Here is a 16,121-nt window from a genome sequence, read left to right on the forward strand (position 1 = left end):
CGCGGTCCCCCTCCCCGAGACGAGCTCGGGGAGGATTGACGGATCAGCTCGACTCACCGCTCCACCAGCCCCTCCGCTGTCAACGTCAGCACCCGGTCCGCCACCGCCGCCGTCGCCTCCGAGTGCGTCACCAGCACCGCCGCGGCACCCCGCTCGCGCACCGCGTCCGCGAAAAGCGCGAGCACGCGCCCCGCCGTCTCCGGGTCGAGGTTCCCCGTCGGCTCGTCCGCCAGGATCAGCGCCGGCGAGTGTACCAGCGCCCGCGCGATCGCGACCCGCTGCAGCTCGCCCCCCGACAAATCGCGCGCATAGCCGTCGCCGCGCCCCGCCAGCCCAACCGCCCCCAGCATCTCCTCCGCTCGGCTAGCCGCCGCCCGCGCATCCGGCCGCACCAGCGCCAGCGGCAGCGCGACGTTCTGCCGGAGCGTCAGATAGGGTAAAATGTGGAAGGCCTGGAACACGAACCCGATCCGCTCGCGCCGGAGCCGCGTCCGCGCCGCCTCGTCCAACGGCCCGAGCGCCACGCCTTCCACCAGCACCTCGCCCTCATCGGCATCGTCCAGCCCCGCCAGGATGTTGAGCAGCGTCGACTTGCCCACCCCCGACTCCCCCAGGATCGCGACCAGCTCGCCCGCCTCCACGGCGAGGTCGAGCCCGCCGAACAACCGCCGCGCGGGCGGGACTGACTTGGCGAGATCGCGGACGGAGAGGAGGGGGGAGAGAGCAGGCATGTAGAAGTGCTTCCGTAACGCGGAGCGTAGGAAAACGAGCCGACTACTCACGCACCGTATGAACGGGATACATAGCTCGCTGGCCCCATATTTCGGCTGTGGCACGCACGAGGGTTGAGATGACCGAACGCGAGCGTCCGTACTTGGTCTGCTACGATTACGGCACGGGTGGTCTGTGGTGGTGGATCACCGCGCGCTCGCCAGATGAAATTACCCGCACGTATCGAGACGTCACCGTACTCGACCCGCCGCCCCTTTGGTGGAATGGTGAGCAGGACCGGCTCGCCACCCACCTGCGAGTTGGCGAAACGAGACCCGGCCTCGACCTGCTCAAGGTGGACTGACGGTCAAGCGCCCGACGCTAGTTCGTCCCCGTGCCGGGGAGGAACTTAGGGCTGTCCTACAAGCCGCGGTTGTGATCCAAGCTGTTCGATGCACGCACGAACCGCCCGCCAGTTTAGCGCCACCAGCGCCGTAGCGGCCGGCCATATGCAGTCGCACGACGTGCACGAAAGTTTCACGGCGACGACACGGAATTGCCGAACGGGCGGGAATGTTGCGAAGTTAGCCGAACGGCGGCGGGCGGAAGCGTACCGGAGGTCGCCCGCATCCTGCACGCTCGTCCCGATTCGCCCGGCGACCCGCGCGTGTCCTTCCGACCCGTCCCACCCCCGTCATGCCGGACTTGTTCCGGCATCCATCGTCGTGCGGGCGATCCCGCCGGAGTGCGCGGACCACGATGGACCCCGGAACAAGTCCGGGGTGACGACAAGGGAACTAGGAAAGTGACTATCCCTCCCATTCGCGCTGAGCTTGTCGGAGCGCCGTCCTTCTCTCTACCGGTGCAACCGAGAACAGCGCTTCGACGAGCCTAGCGCGAACGGACGTGAGAGGACCCGCCCCATGCCCCATTACGGCGATTACCAGAACCAGATCTACTTCGCCGGCCTTCAGGGCGTGACGCCCAAGCTCCCCGTCGACTACGCCACGCTCGTCGCCCGCGCGCAGGCCGCGATGCCGCCCCAGGTGCTCGCTTACGTCCAGGGCGGCTGCGGCGACGAGCATACGCAGGACTGGAACGTGCAGGCTTTCCACCGCTGGGGCATGGTCCCGCGCATGATGGTTGACTGCACGGCCCGCGACCTCTCCGTCGAGCTGTTCGGCCGCCGCTATCCGAGCCCGCTCTTTATGGCCCCCATCGGCGTGAACGGTATCTGCACGCAGGACGGACACGGCGACCTCGCCGCCGCCCGCGCGTCGGCCATGACGGGCGTGCCGTTCTGCGCGTCGACGCTCTCCAACGATCCGCTCGAGGACGTAGCGAGGGCGTGCGGTGACACGCCCGCTTTTTTCCAGCTCTACACGCCGCGCTCCAGGGAACTCGCCGAGAGCCTCGTCTCCCGCGCCGAGGCCGCCGGCTACCAGGCGATCGTGGTGACGCTCGACACCTGGGTCACGGGCTGGCGGCCGCGCGATCTGAACGTCGCGAACTTCCCCCAGCTCCGCGGCGCGGTGCTCCGGAACTACTTCTCCGACCCGGTCTTCCGGTCGATGCTTCCCACGCCGCCTGAGGAGGATCCGAAGGCCGCGATCCTCGCCTGGGCGGGCGTGTTCGGGAAGGTGCTCACCTGGAACGACCTGCCCTGGCTGAAGGGCATGACCAAGCTGCCGATCATCTTGAAGGGCATCTGCCACCCCGACGACGCCCGCCGTGCGGTCGACGGCGGGGCCGACGCCATCTACTGCTCCAACCATGGCGGCCGCCAGGCGAACGGCGGGATCGCCGCGATCGACTGCTTGTCCGCCGTCGTCGAGGCGGCGGGCGACACGCCCGTGCTGTTCGACTCGGGCGTCCGCTCGGGCACTGATGTCGTCAAGGCGGTGGCGCTCGGCGCGCGCATGGTGGGACTGGGGCGGCCCTACACCTACGGCCTCGCGCTCGACGGCGCGGAGGGCGCCGCACATGTGATCCGCTCCGTGCTCGCCGAGGCCGACCTGCTCATGGCGGTCAACGGCTATCCGACCATCGCCGACGTGCGTCAGGCGGGAGCGGTGCGCCAGTGACGCCGCGCGAGCTCCTCGGCACTGCGCGCGTGCCCGGCGGCGAAGAGCTGCGCCTGTTCCGCCGCGGGGCCGACCACATGATCGTGCTCGACCGCAACGAGCTCATGAACAGCCGCATGAGCGGGTCGGAGGAGGCGCTGGCCACGATGACCTGCGCGCGCCTCCGCGGCCGCGCCGCGCCCAGGCTCCTCATCGGCGGCTACGGCATGGGCTTCACGCTCCGCGCCGCGCTGGCCGTGCTCGGCCCGAAAGCGCGCGTCATCGTCGCCGAGCTCGTGCCGGAGATCGTCGAGTGGGCGAGGGGGCCCATGGCCGCGCTCACCGCCGGCTGCCTCGACGACCCGCGCGTGGCGCTGGAGATGGCCGACGTCGCCGACGTGATCGCCGCTGCGCCGGGCGCGTACGACGCGATCCTCTTGGACGTCGACAACGGCCCCGACGGCCTGGTGCGCGCCGACAACGACCGCCTCTACTCGCCCGCCGGCCTCGCCGCCGCTTGGCGAGCGCTGACGCCCGGCGGCGTGCTCGCCGTCTGGTCCGCCGCGCCCGACTCCGCCTTCACGAAGCGCCTCGCCCGCGCCGGCTTCGCGGTCGAGGAGGAGGCGGTCCGCGCCCGCGGCAACGGCAAAGGCCCGCGCCACGTCATCTGGTTCGCCCGACGACCATCCTGACCCGACCGCGCCACGATCCGGCGCAATGAACTAGCGGTGTTCACATCTGAAAGCGCAACTTTCCGAGCGAGAGATCAGCAAAGCTGTCCCATTTACGTCATTGACCCGGCTCGATAATCCGGCCATTAACTTCTCTTAACGCTGGGGCGCACGAACGCCCGGCATCGGGTTGGGGGTCGCTTTGGGGTTGTTGGCGTTGGCCGCATCGGCGGCGTTGGCGGGTTCCGCCCCGGCGATCGCGCCCGCCCAGGGTGCGTCGCCTGCGCTGATCTGGCGCGACATCGCCCGCCTCAACATCCTCTGCCTCGCCCAGTCGAGCGCCGGCGTCGACCAGGCGGTGCAGGCGCGGCTGTGCGAGCGCGCGCGCGGCCTCGCGGCGCAGGGTGCGCCCGTGCCGGTGCGCGCCGTCGCGCTCGGCGACCCGGCGGTGCTCGCGCCGGACGCGGTCACCATCCTGATCCACGCCTCCGTCGAGCCCGGCGCGCGACTGCTCGCGCTGTCGGTGCGCCCGTTCCGCAACTCGGCCGAGCAGACCGCCACGTTGTTCGCCGCCGCGCCGCGCGCGGTCGACCTGCGCGGCGGCGACGCCGCGACCGACCGCGCGCTCGCCGCCGCGCTCACCGAGACCTTGCCCTGGCGCGCACGTCCCGCCGGCGCGCGCCCGATCCGTTAAACCAGTCCACAAAGGGGAGAAGTCGATTGTCCGAATATTATGAGGTAGTTTCCGCTGACGCCGAGCACCTGGCGCTGGAGGGCTGCACCTGCCCGATCTGCACCGGCGACGTGCTCGTCACGGGCTCCGATGAAGCGTCGCTCGATCCGTCGGCGGGCGGCACCTTCAACGGCAAGCCGATCTGGACGCCCGAACAGGTCGCCGCGCACCTGAACCGCACGGGCGGCGGCTTCGCCGACGGCTATCGCGACACGGCCAATGTCGGGCGGCAGAACAATATCGGCGACGACAACAGCGTCATCACCTTCGGCTTCTTCAACACGCAGCAGCAGCTGTTCGACAACGGCTATGTCTACCGGAACGCTTCCGGGCAGCTCGCCGGCCTGAGCGAGTATTTCAACTTCGCCGCCTTCTCCGACGCGCAGCGCGCCGCGACGCGCGAGGTGATGCAGGCGTGGGACGACGTTGCCGCCGTCAGCTTCCGCGAAGTCGGCGCCGACGAAGCCGACATGAACTTCGGCAACCTCGCTAGCGCGCCCACCACCCAGGCCTATGCGCGCATCCCGACCGCCGCGCTCGACGCGACCTTGGGCGGCCAGGTGCGCGAGATCGGCGGCGACAGCTGGATCTCGGCCAGCCAAGCGAGCAACTTCCAGCTCGACGAGGGCGGCTACGGCATGCAGACGCTGCTGCACGAGGCCGGCCACTCGCTGGGCCTGAGCCATCCGGGCGGCTACAACGCGGCGCCGGGCGTCTCCATCACCTACGCCGCGAACGCCGAATACGCGCAGGACACGCGCGCCTACAGCGTCATGTCCTATTTCCAGGGCAACGTGATCGCGGGCGTGCGGCACTTCGACTTCAACATCTCCACCACCGTCTATTCGGCGGTGCCGCTGATCCACGACATCGCGGCGATCCAGGCGATCTACGGCGCGGACACCACCACCCGCACCGACGACACGGTGTACGGGTTCAACAGCACCGCCGGGCGCGACTCCTACGACTTCGCCAAAACGCCCGCGCCGGTCATGGCGATCTGGGACGCGGGCGGCGTCGATACGCTGGACGCGTCGGGCTACGCGACCGAGCAGCTCATCGACCTCACGGCCGGCTCGCTCAGCAGCATCGGCGGCGTCACCTACGACACCGCGCCCTCCTTCGAGCAGGTGAACGCCAACCGCGCCGCCGCAGGGTTCGCGCCCGTCGCGCGGGCGACCTACGACGCGAACATGACGGCGCTGCAGGGGAACGCGTTCGTCGGCCGCCTAACGGATAATGTCGGCATCGCCTATGGCGTGACGATCGAGAACGCGAAGGGCGGCTCCGGCGTCGACACGATGATCGGCAACGACGTGGCCAACATCCTGGAGGGCGGGGCCGGCGCCGACAAGCTGAGCGGCCGCGCCGGCGACGACAAGCTCCTCGGCGGCGAGGGCGACGACCAGCTGTTCGGCGACGCGGGCGCGGACCGGCTCGAGGGCGGCGCGGGCGCCGACCGTCTGAACGGCGGCGACGGCCTGGACCTGATGATCGGCGGCGCGGGCGCGGACCTGTTCGTCGGCGAGATCACCGCGACCAAGGTGGTCGGCAAGATCGGCGCCGTCTCGGTCGACATGGTCGCCGATTTCGAGGCCGGGCTCGACAAGCTCGACCTGAGCGGCATCGACGCCAACGCGCTGGTGGACGGCGACCAGGCGTTCAGCTTCATCCGCTCGGCCAACCCTAAGAACGCGGGCGAGCTCGCGCTGCGCTCCTTCGGCAACGTCAACGCGGCCGAGTCGGTGCTCGGCTTCGACATCGACGGCGTCGACGGCGCCAGCCCCTATGCCGGCCAGGTGACGGTGCTGCTGGGCAATGTCGACGGCGGCGAGCCCGACTTCGCGCTGGTCCTGTTCGGGACGCGCTCGGTCGCGCTGGACGATCTGCTCCTATAAAGGCGCGAGCCTCGCGCGACGAACGCCCCCGGAGCGCCATGCTCCGGGGGCGTTTTCGTTCAGGCGGACGAGGTGAGCCGCAGGCCGACCGCGCCGGCCAGGATCAGCGCGATGCAGACGAGCTGGAACGCGCTCAGCCGCTCGCCGAAGAACATCACGCCCAACGCCGCCGCCGCGACGATGCCCACCCCCGACCAGATGGCGTACACCACGCCCACGGGCAGCACGCGGAGCGCCGGGGCGAGCACCCAGAAGCACAGCGAGTAGCAGAGGATCGACAGCGATCCCCATCGCCACTTCTCGAACCCGTTCGACAGCTTGAGGAGGAACGTACCCAGTATCTCCAGCGAGATCGCCAGCGCGACCAGCACCCAGGCCGTCACGCCCGCACCCGGTTCGCCACCAGATCGTCCACCACCGCCGGGTCGGCGAGCGTGGAGGTATCGCCCAGGCCGCCCGTGTCGCCTTCCGCGATCTTGCGAAGAATGCGCCGCATGATCTTGCCGGACCTCGTTTTCGGCAGGGCAGGGGCGAATTGTAGCGCGTCGAGCGTGGCGATGGGCCCGATCTCGCGCCGTACCCAGGCTCTGAGCTCACCGTGCAGCTCCTCGCTCGGGGATGCGTCGGCGTTGAGCGTCACATAGGCGTAGATGCCCTGGCCCTTCACGTCATGCGGCATGCCCACCACCGCGGCTTCCGCAACCTGCGCGTGGAGCACAAGCGCGCTCTCCACCTCCGCCGTGCCCAGCCGATGGCCCGACACGTTGATCACGTCGTCCACGCGGCCCGTGATCCAATAGTACCCGTCCGCGTCGCGCCGGCACCCGTCGCCGGTGAAGTACATGCCCGGATAGGTGGTGAAGTAGGTCTGGAAGAAGCGCTCGTGGTCGCCCCAGACGGTGCGCATCTGCCCCGGCCAGCTCGCGGCGATGCACAGGTTGCCCGACGCCTCGCCCTCCAGCTCGCGCCCGTGCTCGTCCACCAGCACCGGCCGGACGCCCGGCAGCGGCTTGGTCGCCGATCCCGGCTTCAGGTCGGTCGCGCCGGGCAGGGGAGCGATCATCGCGCCGCCCGTCTCCGTTTGCCACCAGGTGTCGACGATCGGGCAGCGACCCTCGCCCGCGACCTCGTGGTACCAGCGCCACGCCTCCGGATTGATCGGCTCGCCCACCGTGCCGAGCAGCCGCAGCGACTTGCGCGACGTGGCCAGCACCGGCTCGTCGCCCTCCTTCATCAGCGCCCTGAGCGCGGTCGGCGCGGTGAACAGCGTGTGCACCTGGTGCCGGTCCACAACCTGCCAGATGCGCGACGCGTCCGGCCAGTTGGGCAGGCCCTCGTACATCAAGGTCGTCGCCCCGTTCGCGAGCGGGCCGTAGAGGATGTAGCTGTGCCCCGTGACCCAGCCGATGTCCGCCGCGCACCAGAACACGTCGCCGGGCCGGTAATCGAAGCAGAGCGCGTGCGTGTAGCTCGCCCAGAGCAGGTAGCCGGCCGTCGTATGCAGCACGCCCTTGGGCTTGCCCGTCGAGCCGCTGGTGTAGAGGATGAACAGCGGATCCTCCGCGTCCATCTCGGCGGGGACGCAATCGTCGTCGGCCTGCAGCAACTCCTGGTGATACCAGCGGTCGCGCGGCCCCATCGGCACGTCGGCGCCGGTCGCCTGGACCACCAGCACCGTCTGGAGCGACGGCGCCTTCTCGGCCGCCTGGTCGACGGTGCGCTTCAGCGGGATGCGCTTGCCGCCGCGCCGGCCCTCGTCGGCGGTGACGACGATCTTGGACCCGCAATCCTCGATCCGCCCCGCCAGCGCGTCCGCCGAGAAGCCGCCGAACACCACCGAATGGATCGCCCCCAGCCGCGCGCAGGCCAGCACCGCGAACGCCGCTTCGGGGATCATCGGCATGTAGATCGTGACCCGGTCGCCCTTGGCGACGCCGAGCCGCGCGAGGACGTTCGCGAACCGGCACACCTCCGCGTGGAGTTCGCGATAGCTGATCCGCCGCGGCTCCTCCGACGGCTCGTCCGGCTCCCAGATGATCGCCGTCTCGTGCCCTCGCTCCTTCAGGTGCCGGTCGACGCAGTTGTACGCCGCGTTGAGCTTACCGTCGGCGAACCAGCGGACGCGGAAATCGGCTTCGTCGAACGACCAGTCGCCCGCCGTCGTCGGCTCGGCGATCCAGTCGAGCCGCTCCCGGGCGCGGGCGAGCCAGAAGCCGTCGGGATCGTCGACCGACTCGCGGTACAGCCGTTCATACTCGGCGCGGTCGACGCGGGCGCGCTCCGCCCAGTCCTGCGGCACGGGGTAAACGGCTTCTGTCATGCGGGCCTCCCTTCGCCGCTTCCTGCCGGACGGGGGGCGGATTGCGCAAGCCCGCAGCTTGCGCCTACAGGCTTGGGTCAGGTCGTGTAGCGAGGAGAGGGTCGTTGTCGTCGACGATGCAGGAGCTGGAGACGAAACGGGCCGCGGCGCGCCTCGGCGGCGGCGAGAAGCGCGTCGCCGCGCAGCACGCCAAGGGCAAGCTCACCGCCCGTGAACGCCTCGACGTGCTCCTCGACGAGAACTCGTTCGAGGAACTGGATATGTTCGTCGAGCACAACTGCATCGACTTCGGCATGGCGGAGCAGGTGTACCCCGGCGACGGGGTGGTGACCGGATCGGGCACGATCAACGGCCGCCTCGTCTTCGTCTTCTCCCAGGATTTCACCGTGTTCGGCGGCTCGTTGTCGGAACGGCACGCGCAGAAGATCTGCAAGGTCATGGACATGGCCATGAAAGTGGGGGCGCCCGTGATCGGCCTGAACGACAGCGGCGGCGCGCGCATCCAGGAGGGGGTCGCCAGCCTCGCCGGCTACGCCGAGGTGTTCCAGAGGAACGTGCTCGCGTCGGGCGTCGTGCCGCAGCTCAGCCTTATCATGGGCCCCTGCGCGGGCGGTGCGGTCTACTCGCCCGCCATGACCGACTTCATTTTCATGGTGAAGGACTCGAGCTACATGTTCGTCACCGGCCCCGACGTGGTGAAGACGGTGACGAACGAGGTCGTGACCCAAGAGCAGCTGGGCGGCGCGGTGACGCACACGACCAAGACGAGCGTCGCCGACGTCGCGTTCGAGAACGACGTAGAGGCGCTGCTCGCCGCGCGCGACTTCGTCGATTTCCTGCCGCTCTCGAACCGTGAAGGGGTCCCGGAGCGTCCGACCGCCGACCCCTGGGACCGCGTCGAGGACTCGCTCGACACGCTGATCCCCGCCTCCGCCAACCAGCCCTACGACATGCACGAGCTGATCCGGAAGGTCGTGGACGAGGGCGACTTCTTCGAGGTCCAGCCCGCCCACGCTGCCAACATCATCTGCGGCTTCGGCCGCGTGGAGGGCCGTACGGTCGGCGTTGTCGCCAACCAGCCTATGGTCCTGGCCGGCGTGCTCGACATTAACTCGTCCAAGAAGGCCGCGCGCTTCGTCCGCTTCTGCGACGCGTTCGAGATCCCGATCATCACCTTCGTCGACGTGCCCGGCTTCCTGCCCGGCACCGCGCAGGAGCATAACGGCATCATCAAGCACGGCGCGAAGCTGCTCTTCGCCTATGCCGAGGCGACCGTGCCCAAGATCACCGTGATCACGCGCAAGGCCTATGGCGGCGCCTACGACGTCATGGCGTCCAAGCACCTGCGCGGCGACTTGAACTACGCCTGGCCCACCGCCGAGATCGCGGTGATGGGCGCCAAGGGCGCCGTCGAGATCATCTTCCGCGGCCGCACACCCGAAGAGATCGCCGAGCGCACCGCCGAATACGAAGCACGTTTCGCGAACCCCTTCGTTGCCGCCTCCAAAGGCTTCATCGACGAGGTCATCCAGCCGCACTCCACCCGCCGCCGCATCGCGCTAGGATTGCGCAAGTTACGCGGCAAGCAGCTCGAGAACCCGTGGAAGAAGCATGACAACATCCCGCTCTAACGGCCCACGTCGGCCTGCCTGGGTGCGCTGGCTGGTCATGCTCGGCGTGGTCGCGGCGGTGCTGACACTGTTAATCCGGCTGGCGGATTACCTTCTGTGAAGGACGCACGATGAACCTCGGCCGCCTCAACCATGTCGGCGTCGCTACGCCCTCCATCGAGCGCTCGGTCGAGACCTACCGCACGTTGCTCGGCGCGACTGCGGTCGGCGAGCCGTTCGACTTGCCCGCGCAGGGCGTGCGCGTGTGCTTCGTCGACGCGCCGAACACGCAGGTGGAGCTGATCCAGCCCTTGGACGAGAAATCACCGATCGCTGGCTTCCTCGCCAAGAACCCGGCGGGCGGGCAGCACCACCTCTGCTTCGAGGTGCCGGACATCCAAGCCGCCGTCGCCGAACTTGAGGAGCGCGGCGCGACCGTGCTGGGCGAACCGCGTATCGGCGCGCATGGGACGCCGATCGTGTTCGTCCACCCGCGCAATTTCGGCGGCGTGCTGGTGGAGCTGATGGAGGAGCCGAAAGGCGATCATTGAGCATAGGGGAGGGCGCATGACCGAATACCGGACGATCCTGGCGGAGCGCCGCGGCGACGTGCTCCACTTGACGCTGAACCGCCCCGAGCGGTTGAACGCTCTGTCGCTGGAGAGCGCGGAGGAGATGTCGGCGGCGCTGGCGAAGCTCGACGGCGCGCGCGCGGTGCTGATCACGGGGGCGGGGCGCGCCTTCTGCTCGGGCGCGGACTTGCAGGCGCGTGGCGAACGCTCGGTGAGCGGCGGCGAGGCGTCGGACGAGGCGCTGACCCGCTGGTACAACCCGCTAATGGCGCGCCTCGCCGAGCTGCCCGTCCCGGTCGTCACCGCGGTGAACGGCCCGGCGGCGGGGATCGGCTGTTCGCTCGCGCTCGCCGCCGACTTTGCGGTCGCGGGACGCTCGGCCTACTTCCTCCAGGCGTTCGTCAATATTGGCCTGGTGCCCGACGGTGGGGCGTCGTGGATGCTCCCGCGCTTGGTGGGCAAGGCGCGCGCGACCGAGATGATGATGCTAGGCGAGAAGATCGGCGCGGAGAAGGCGGAAGGCTGGGGCCTGATCCACGCGTGCGTGGACGACGACGCGCTGATGGAGCACGCGACCGCGCTCGCCGATCGCCTCGCGCGCGGGCCGACGGTGGCGTTGGGCGTCATGCGGCGGAACATTGCGCGGGCGATGGACGGGACCTACGGCGACGCCATGCAGCGCGAGGCGGCCGGACAGCGGACCGCCGCCGGAACAGCCGACGCCATCGAAGGCGCCCGCGCGTTCCTGGAGAAGCGGGCGCCCGCGTTCAAAGGACAGTGACATGGCGGAAGAGTCGGACATCGTAGGCGTCACGGGGCCGCTCGCACCCGGCGAGGACCCGGGGCTGGCCCCAACGCCGCGCGACCTCCCCGAGCCGCCGCGCACCGCATCACTCGCCGACTGGGAGAAGCTCGCGGCCAAGGAGGTCAAGGGCGCGGACCTGACCTGGGCGACCCCGGAGGGGATCGACGTCAAGCCGCTCTACACCGCCGACGACGTTCGCCGAGACCCGGGCCTGCCCGGCTTCGCGCCCTTCACGCGCGGCGTTCGCGCGTCGATGTACGCGGGGCGGCCCTGGACCATCCGCCAGTACGCCGGCTTCTCGACCGCCGAGGAGTCGAACGCCTTCTACCGCCGCAACTTGGCGGCAGGGCAGAAGGGGCTGTCGGTCGCCTTCGATCTCGCCACCCATCGCGGCTACGACAGCGACCACCCGCGCGTCGTGGGCGACGTCGGCAAGGCGGGCGTCGCCATCGACTCGGTGGAGGACATGAAGATCCTGTTCGAGGGCATCCCCCTCGATCAGATGTCGGTCAGCATGACCATGAACGGCGCGGTGATCCCGATCCTCGCCTTCTTCATCGTCGCCGGGGAGGAGCAGGGGGTCGAGCGCGCCAAGCTCGACGGGACCATTCAGAACGACATCCTCAAGGAGTTCATGGTCCGCAACACGTACATCTACCCGCCCGAACCCAGCATGCGGATCGTGTCGGACATCATCGCTTATACATCGCGCGAGATGCCCAAGTTCAACAGCATCTCCATCTCCGGCTACCACATGCAGGAGGCGGGCGCGACGCAGGTGCAGGAGCTCGCCTTCACCATCGCCGACGGCCGCGAGTACGTAAAGGCGGCGATGGCGTCCGGGCTGGACATCGACAAGTTCGCCGGCCGCCTCAGCTTCTTCTTCGCAATCGGCATGAACTTCTTCATGGAGGTGGCCAAGCTCCGCGCCGCGCGCACGCTCTGGCACCGCGTCATGACGGAGCTGGGCGCGAAGGACGAGCGGTCCAAGATGCTGCGCACCCACTGCCAGACGTCGGGCGTGAGCCTCCAGGAGCAGGACCCGTACAACAACGTCATCCGCACCACGATCGAGGCGCTGGCGGCGGCGCTGGGCGGCACCCAGTCGCTCCACACCAACGCGCTCGACGAGGCGATCGCGCTCCCCACCGACTTTTCGGCGCGCATCGCGCGCAACACGCAGCTCGTACTGCAGGAAGAGACGGGGATCACCAAGGTCGTCGATCCTTTGGGCGGCAGCTACTACGTCGAAGCGCTGACCCAACAGCTGGTCGGCAGGGCGACCGAGCTCCTCGACCGCATCGAGCGCGAGGGCGGCATGGCGCGGGCCGTCGCGGCGGGCTGGCCCAAGGCGATGATCGAGGAGGCGTCCGCCGCCCGCGCCGCGCAGGTCGACCGCGGCGAGACGGTGATCGTCGGCGTGAACAAGTACCGCCCGGCGCAGGACGACCCGATCGAGATCCTGGAGGTCGACAACCACGCGGTGCGCGAGGGCCAGATCGCGCGCATCAACCAGGTGAAGGCGGGTCGTGACGAAGACGCCTGCCGCCGCGCGCTCGACGCCTTGCGCGAGGGTGCGCGGGGCAGCGCCAACCTGCTCGAGCTCGCCGTCGAGGCCGCCCGCGCCCGCGCCACCTTGGGCGAGATTAGCCAGGCGATGGAGGACGTGTTCGGCCGCTACGGCACGCAGCCCACGCCCGTACGCGGCGTCTACGGCGGCTCCTACAAGGACGATGCGCGCTGGGACCGCCTGACCGATGGCGTTGCCGCCACCGAGCGCCGCATGGGCCGCCGCCCGCGCATGCTGGTGGCCAAGATGGGCCAGGACGGTCACGACCGCGGCGCGAACCTCGTCAGCTCGATGTTCGGTGACTTGGGATTCGAGGTCGTGCCCGGCCCGCTGTTCCAGACGCCGCAGGAAGCCGCCCGGCTCGCGATCGACAGCGACGTCGACGTGGTCGGCGCGTCCAGCCTCGCCGCTGGGCACAAGACGCTTATCCCCGAGCTGATCAACGAGCTGCGCGACGCAGGGCGCGCGGATATCAAGGTCGTGGCGGGCGGCGTCATTCCCGCGCGGGACTACCAGACGCTGCGCGACGCGGGCGTGCAGGCGATCTTCGGGCCGGGCACCAACCTGATCCACGCGGCGGAGGAGGTGTTGCGCCTGCTGGGCCACAACATGCCGCCGGAGCAGGAGGCGGCGGAGTGACCGACGACGAGACCCGCGTCAAACCAGCCGACCAAGCCGGGCCGGCGCACTACGGCGAGGCGCTGCTCTACGACCTCGCCAAATTCATCACCACGCTCTCGCTGCTCATATTGGGTGGCCTTCTGACGGTTCGCGAAGAGACGCAGGCGGGTGAGTTGAAGCCCACCAGCGTCATCTTGGTGGCCGTGGCCGTCGCGATCGCGGGCGTTCTGGCGTTCTCGGCCGCTACATCCCTGGCCGACGCGCGGGCGAGAGGGCGCGAGCCGCAGCGATGGCTGCCGCTGCAGATCAGAGCCTCCGGCCTGTTCATGGGTGTAGGGGTCGGCGCATTCCTCGCGATCTGGCTTGATACCCTGTCGTGAACTGGGCGCGTCCCGGTAAGTCGATCGCGACATGACCTTGGGCTTCTCCGTCGCCGAGCTTGCTCCTGTCGGCTCCGCGCCGGGCGGGCTGAAGATGGGGCTGCGACGACTTTCCGAAGCGGACTGGCTCCAACGTGATTTCGACCGCGCTGCCCGCGCGTCCGTGTTCGACGCGCATCCGGACGCCGTGCGGGTCCTGCCCGAAGCCGAATCGGCCGTCCGCGAGCTCGCCGCCATGCTCGGCGTTCCCGGCGGCCTCGCCGAAGCCGCACGGGCGACCTGGGAGGACCTCTGTCTCCTGCTCCCCGGCCCCGACGGCGCCTACCGCCTGGTCGCCGGCGCGGTCGGCTTCCCGACCGACTGGCGGCTCCACGAGAAGATGGGCCTGCCGCTCGCCGAGGTGCACGCGCCCATCCACGGTTATGCGGAGAAGCTGTCGAGCGGGGTGGACCATTTCTTCGCGACGCTCCGACCCGGCCCGATCTTCGGCCGCGCCAATTGGTTCGTCGTGCCGACGGCTGACTGGCGCTACCTGCCGGAGGGCGATCCCGCCGAGCGCTTCGCGCAGGTCACCCCCGACAACGCCGGCCGGACGCTTTTCGTCCGCTGCGAGCGCCAGACGCTCCGCCGGCTGCCGGACAGCGGCGCGGTGCTGTTCACCATCGGCATCCACGTCGCCCGGCTCGACGCACTGCCGGACAGCGTCGTCCAGGGCGTCGCCCACGCCGTCATCGCCGTGCCTGCAGGCGAGCGCGAGCGTCGTGCTGCCCCGTACTACGCCGATGCGCTCGCGGCCTACGCTTGCGGCTTGGCCGATCGAACGGCAAGGAGCGCGGCATGATAGGAGAGAGCGTGCAAACAACCCCGTTCGTTTCGAGCCCAGTCGAGAAACGGATCCAGGCGCACCCCGCGGAGGGCGTCGCTGGCGCGACACCCTCGACCGAGCTCGACACGAACGGGGAGGGTGGCGGGCCCGCGCTCGACGAGGTCCGCACCGACTGGACCCGCGCCGAGATCGCCGCGCTGTTCGACCTACCCTTCACCGAGCTCGTCTTCCGCGCCGCCGAGGTGCACCGCACCCACCACGCGCACGGCCAGGTCCAGCTCGCGACGTTGCTCTCGATCAAGACCGGCGGCTGCCCGGAGGATTGCGGCTATTGCTCGCAATCCGCCCACGCCGACACCGGCCTCACGGCGACCAAGCTCATGGACGTCCGCGCCGTGCTCCAGGCGGCGGCGCAGGCCAAGGACGCGGGCTCGCAGCGCTTCTGCATGGGTGCCGCCTGGCGTAACCTCAAGGACCGCGACATGGACGCGATCTGCGCCATGGTGGAGGGCGTGCGCGCCATGGGGCTGGAGACGTGCATGACGCTTGGCATGCTCGAACCGCACCAGGCCCGGCGCCTCGCCGACGCCGGCCTCGACTATTACAACCACAATATCGACACCTCGCCCGAGCGCTACGGCGAGGTCATCTCGACGCGCACCTTCGCCGACCGGCTGGAGACGCTGGAGAATGTGCGCGAGGCTGGCATCAACGTCTGCTGCGGCGGTATCGTCGGCATGGGCGAGACGCGCGAGGACCGCGTCGGCTTCGTCCACGCGCTCGCCACGCTCCCGCGCCATCCGGAAAGCGTCCCTGTCAACGCGCTCGTGCCGGTCAAGGGCACGCCCTTGGGCGATATGCTCGCCGACACCCCAATGGCGAAGATCGACGACATCGAGTTCGTCCGCACCGTCGCCGTCGCGCGCATCACCATGCCGATGAGCACCGTCCGCCTCTCCGCCGGCCGCGAGAGCATGGGGGAAGCGACGCAGGCGCTCTGCTTCCTGGCGGGCGCGAACTCGATCTTCACCGGTGACAAGCTGCTCACCACCGGCAACCGCGGCGACAGTGCCGACGCCGCATTGTTCGCGAAGCTGGGGTTGACGCCGCTCGCGGGCGAGGAACCGATGCGGGCGGCAGCGGAATGAATGACGCTTTGGAGTTCAGCGCGGACGAGCTGAATATGCTCAACAACTGCCTGAACGAGCTGTGCAACGGCGTGCGCATCGAGGACTGGGAATTTCAGACGCGCATCGGCTGGACCCGTGCCGAGGTTCGGGAGCTGCTGGATAAGATCAACATGCGCCTTCCGGCTGTGAGAAGGTGAGGGATAGGCGAGGC

16 protein-coding genes are annotated in these 16,121 nt (G+C 69.4%); 13 read left to right on the forward strand and 3 right to left on the reverse strand.

Annotation, left to right across the window (positions count from 1 at the left end; all coding sequences use genetic code 11):
* Nucleotides 1-53 precede the first annotated feature (53 nt).
* A complete protein-coding gene (locus tag CKY28_RS11360; RefSeq protein WP_095998410.1) occupies nucleotides 54-731 on the reverse strand; it encodes an ABC transporter ATP-binding protein in 678 nt (225 codons plus the stop codon).
* A gap of 119 nt (nucleotides 732-850) precedes the next feature.
* Here CKY28_RS11360 and CKY28_RS11365 point away from each other — a divergent pair, with 119 nt between their 5' ends.
* From CKY28_RS11365 to CKY28_RS11385, 5 genes are all read left to right on the forward strand, one after another.
* Nucleotides 851-1,075 (forward strand): hypothetical protein, encoded by a 225-nt coding sequence (locus tag CKY28_RS11365; protein ID WP_095998411.1) that lies wholly within the window; start codon nucleotides 851-853, stop codon nucleotides 1,073-1,075.
* A gap of 559 nt (nucleotides 1,076-1,634) precedes the next feature.
* Nucleotides 1,635-2,795, forward strand: a complete 1,161-nt coding sequence (locus CKY28_RS11370; RefSeq protein WP_095998412.1) for an alpha-hydroxy-acid oxidizing protein — start codon at nucleotides 1,635-1,637, stop codon at nucleotides 2,793-2,795.
* Nucleotides 2,792-3,466, forward strand: a complete 675-nt coding sequence (locus tag CKY28_RS11375) for a polyamine aminopropyltransferase (RefSeq protein WP_095998413.1) — start codon at nucleotides 2,792-2,794, stop codon at nucleotides 3,464-3,466. Before CKY28_RS11370 ends, CKY28_RS11375 begins: the two co-directional genes overlap by 4 nt.
* Before the next feature lie 214 nt (nucleotides 3,467-3,680).
* Nucleotides 3,681-4,139 (forward strand): hypothetical protein, encoded by a 459-nt coding sequence (locus tag CKY28_RS11380; RefSeq protein WP_176473061.1) that lies wholly within the window; start codon nucleotides 3,681-3,683, stop codon nucleotides 4,137-4,139.
* 26 nt (nucleotides 4,140-4,165) lie between these two features.
* Nucleotides 4,166-6,076, forward strand: coding sequence for a M10 family metallopeptidase C-terminal domain-containing protein (locus CKY28_RS11385; RefSeq protein WP_095998415.1), 1,911 nt, complete (start codon nucleotides 4,166-4,168; stop codon nucleotides 6,074-6,076).
* Between the two features lie 59 nt (nucleotides 6,077-6,135).
* Here CKY28_RS11385 and CKY28_RS11390 read toward each other — a convergent pair whose 3' ends face one another.
* Both CKY28_RS11390 and acs read right to left on the reverse strand, forming a co-directional pair.
* Nucleotides 6,136-6,459, reverse strand: coding sequence for a DMT family transporter (locus CKY28_RS11390; protein ID WP_095998416.1), 324 nt, complete (start codon nucleotides 6,457-6,459; stop codon nucleotides 6,136-6,138).
* Nucleotides 6,456-8,396: an acetate--CoA ligase gene (gene acs / locus CKY28_RS11395; protein WP_095998417.1), complete on the reverse strand. Its 1,941-nt coding sequence runs from the start codon at nucleotides 8,394-8,396 to the stop codon at nucleotides 6,456-6,458. Before acs ends, CKY28_RS11390 begins: the two co-directional genes overlap by 4 nt.
* 116 nt (nucleotides 8,397-8,512) lie before the next feature.
* On the opposite strand from acs, the gene CKY28_RS11400 reads away from it, so the two are divergent.
* The 8 genes from CKY28_RS11400 (at nucleotide 8,513) to CKY28_RS18695 (ending at nucleotide 16,107) form a co-directional block, all read left to right on the forward strand.
* The gene (locus CKY28_RS11400) at nucleotides 8,513-10,027 is read left to right on the forward strand and encodes an acyl-CoA carboxylase subunit beta (RefSeq protein ID WP_425442511.1); all 1,515 of its coding nucleotides are present in this window, start codon (nucleotides 8,513-8,515) and stop codon (nucleotides 10,025-10,027) included.
* Nucleotides 10,028-10,137: 110 nt separating this feature from the next.
* Complete coding sequence (mce, locus tag CKY28_RS11405; RefSeq protein WP_095998419.1) at nucleotides 10,138-10,557, forward strand: methylmalonyl-CoA epimerase; 420 nt, start codon at nucleotides 10,138-10,140, stop codon at nucleotides 10,555-10,557.
* Nucleotides 10,558-10,573: 16 nt separating this feature from the next.
* Nucleotides 10,574-11,359 carry an enoyl-CoA hydratase-related protein gene (locus CKY28_RS11410; protein ID WP_095998420.1) on the forward strand — a complete coding sequence of 262 codons (786 nt, stop codon included), beginning with the start codon at nucleotides 10,574-10,576 and terminating at the stop codon, nucleotides 11,357-11,359.
* 1 nt (nucleotide 11,360) lies between these two features.
* Nucleotides 11,361-13,592: a methylmalonyl-CoA mutase gene (scpA, locus tag CKY28_RS11415; RefSeq protein ID WP_095998421.1), complete on the forward strand. Its 2,232-nt coding sequence runs from the start codon at nucleotides 11,361-11,363 to the stop codon at nucleotides 13,590-13,592.
* A complete protein-coding gene (locus CKY28_RS11420; RefSeq protein ID WP_095998422.1) occupies nucleotides 13,589-13,954 on the forward strand; it encodes a hypothetical protein in 366 nt (121 codons plus the stop codon). The genes scpA and CKY28_RS11420 overlap by 4 nt, the downstream gene beginning before the upstream one ends.
* Before the next feature lie 31 nt (nucleotides 13,955-13,985).
* Nucleotides 13,986-14,795 (forward strand): heme-dependent oxidative N-demethylase family protein, encoded by an 810-nt coding sequence (locus CKY28_RS11425; RefSeq protein ID WP_095998423.1) that lies wholly within the window; start codon nucleotides 13,986-13,988, stop codon nucleotides 14,793-14,795.
* A 53-nt stretch (nucleotides 14,796-14,848) separates the two neighbouring features.
* On the forward strand, nucleotides 14,849-15,928 hold the full coding sequence (bioB, locus tag CKY28_RS11430; protein ID WP_176473074.1) for a biotin synthase BioB: 1,080 nt from the start codon (nucleotides 14,849-14,851) through the stop codon (nucleotides 15,926-15,928).
* A complete protein-coding gene (locus tag CKY28_RS18695; RefSeq protein ID WP_095998425.1) occupies nucleotides 15,925-16,107 on the forward strand; it encodes a hypothetical protein in 183 nt (60 codons plus the stop codon). Before bioB ends, CKY28_RS18695 begins: the two co-directional genes overlap by 4 nt.
* The last annotated feature ends 14 nt before the right edge of the window (nucleotides 16,108-16,121 follow it).

It is taken from the genome of Sphingomonas lenta (genome assembly GCF_002288825.1).
GTDB classification, from domain to species: domain Bacteria; phylum Pseudomonadota; class Alphaproteobacteria; order Sphingomonadales; family Sphingomonadaceae; genus Sphingomonas; species Sphingomonas lenta.

Coding starts and splice junctions, on each gene's coding strand:
- mce (WP_095998419.1), top strand. CDS start 10,138: ATGAACCTCGGCCGCCTCAACCATGTCGGCGTCGCTACGCCCTCCATC.
- CKY28_RS11365 (WP_095998411.1), top strand. CDS start 851: ATGACCGAACGCGAGCGTCCGTACTTGGTCTGCTACGATTACGGCACG.
- CKY28_RS11400 (WP_425442511.1), top strand. CDS start 8,513: ATGCAGGAGCTGGAGACGAAACGGGCCGCGGCGCGCCTCGGCGGCGGC.
- CKY28_RS11410 (WP_095998420.1), top strand. CDS start 10,574: ATGACCGAATACCGGACGATCCTGGCGGAGCGCCGCGGCGACGTGCTC.
- CKY28_RS11360 (WP_095998410.1), bottom strand. CDS start 731: ATGCCTGCTCTCTCCCCCCTCCTCTCCGTCCGCGATCTCGCCAAGTCA.
- CKY28_RS18695 (WP_095998425.1), top strand. CDS start 15,925: ATGAATGACGCTTTGGAGTTCAGCGCGGACGAGCTGAATATGCTCAAC.
- CKY28_RS11370 (WP_095998412.1), top strand. CDS start 1,635: ATGCCCCATTACGGCGATTACCAGAACCAGATCTACTTCGCCGGCCTT.
- CKY28_RS11425 (WP_095998423.1), top strand. CDS start 13,986: ATGACCTTGGGCTTCTCCGTCGCCGAGCTTGCTCCTGTCGGCTCCGCG.
- scpA (WP_095998421.1), top strand. CDS start 11,361: ATGGCGGAAGAGTCGGACATCGTAGGCGTCACGGGGCCGCTCGCACCC.
- acs (WP_095998417.1), bottom strand. CDS start 8,396: ATGACAGAAGCCGTTTACCCCGTGCCGCAGGACTGGGCGGAGCGCGCC.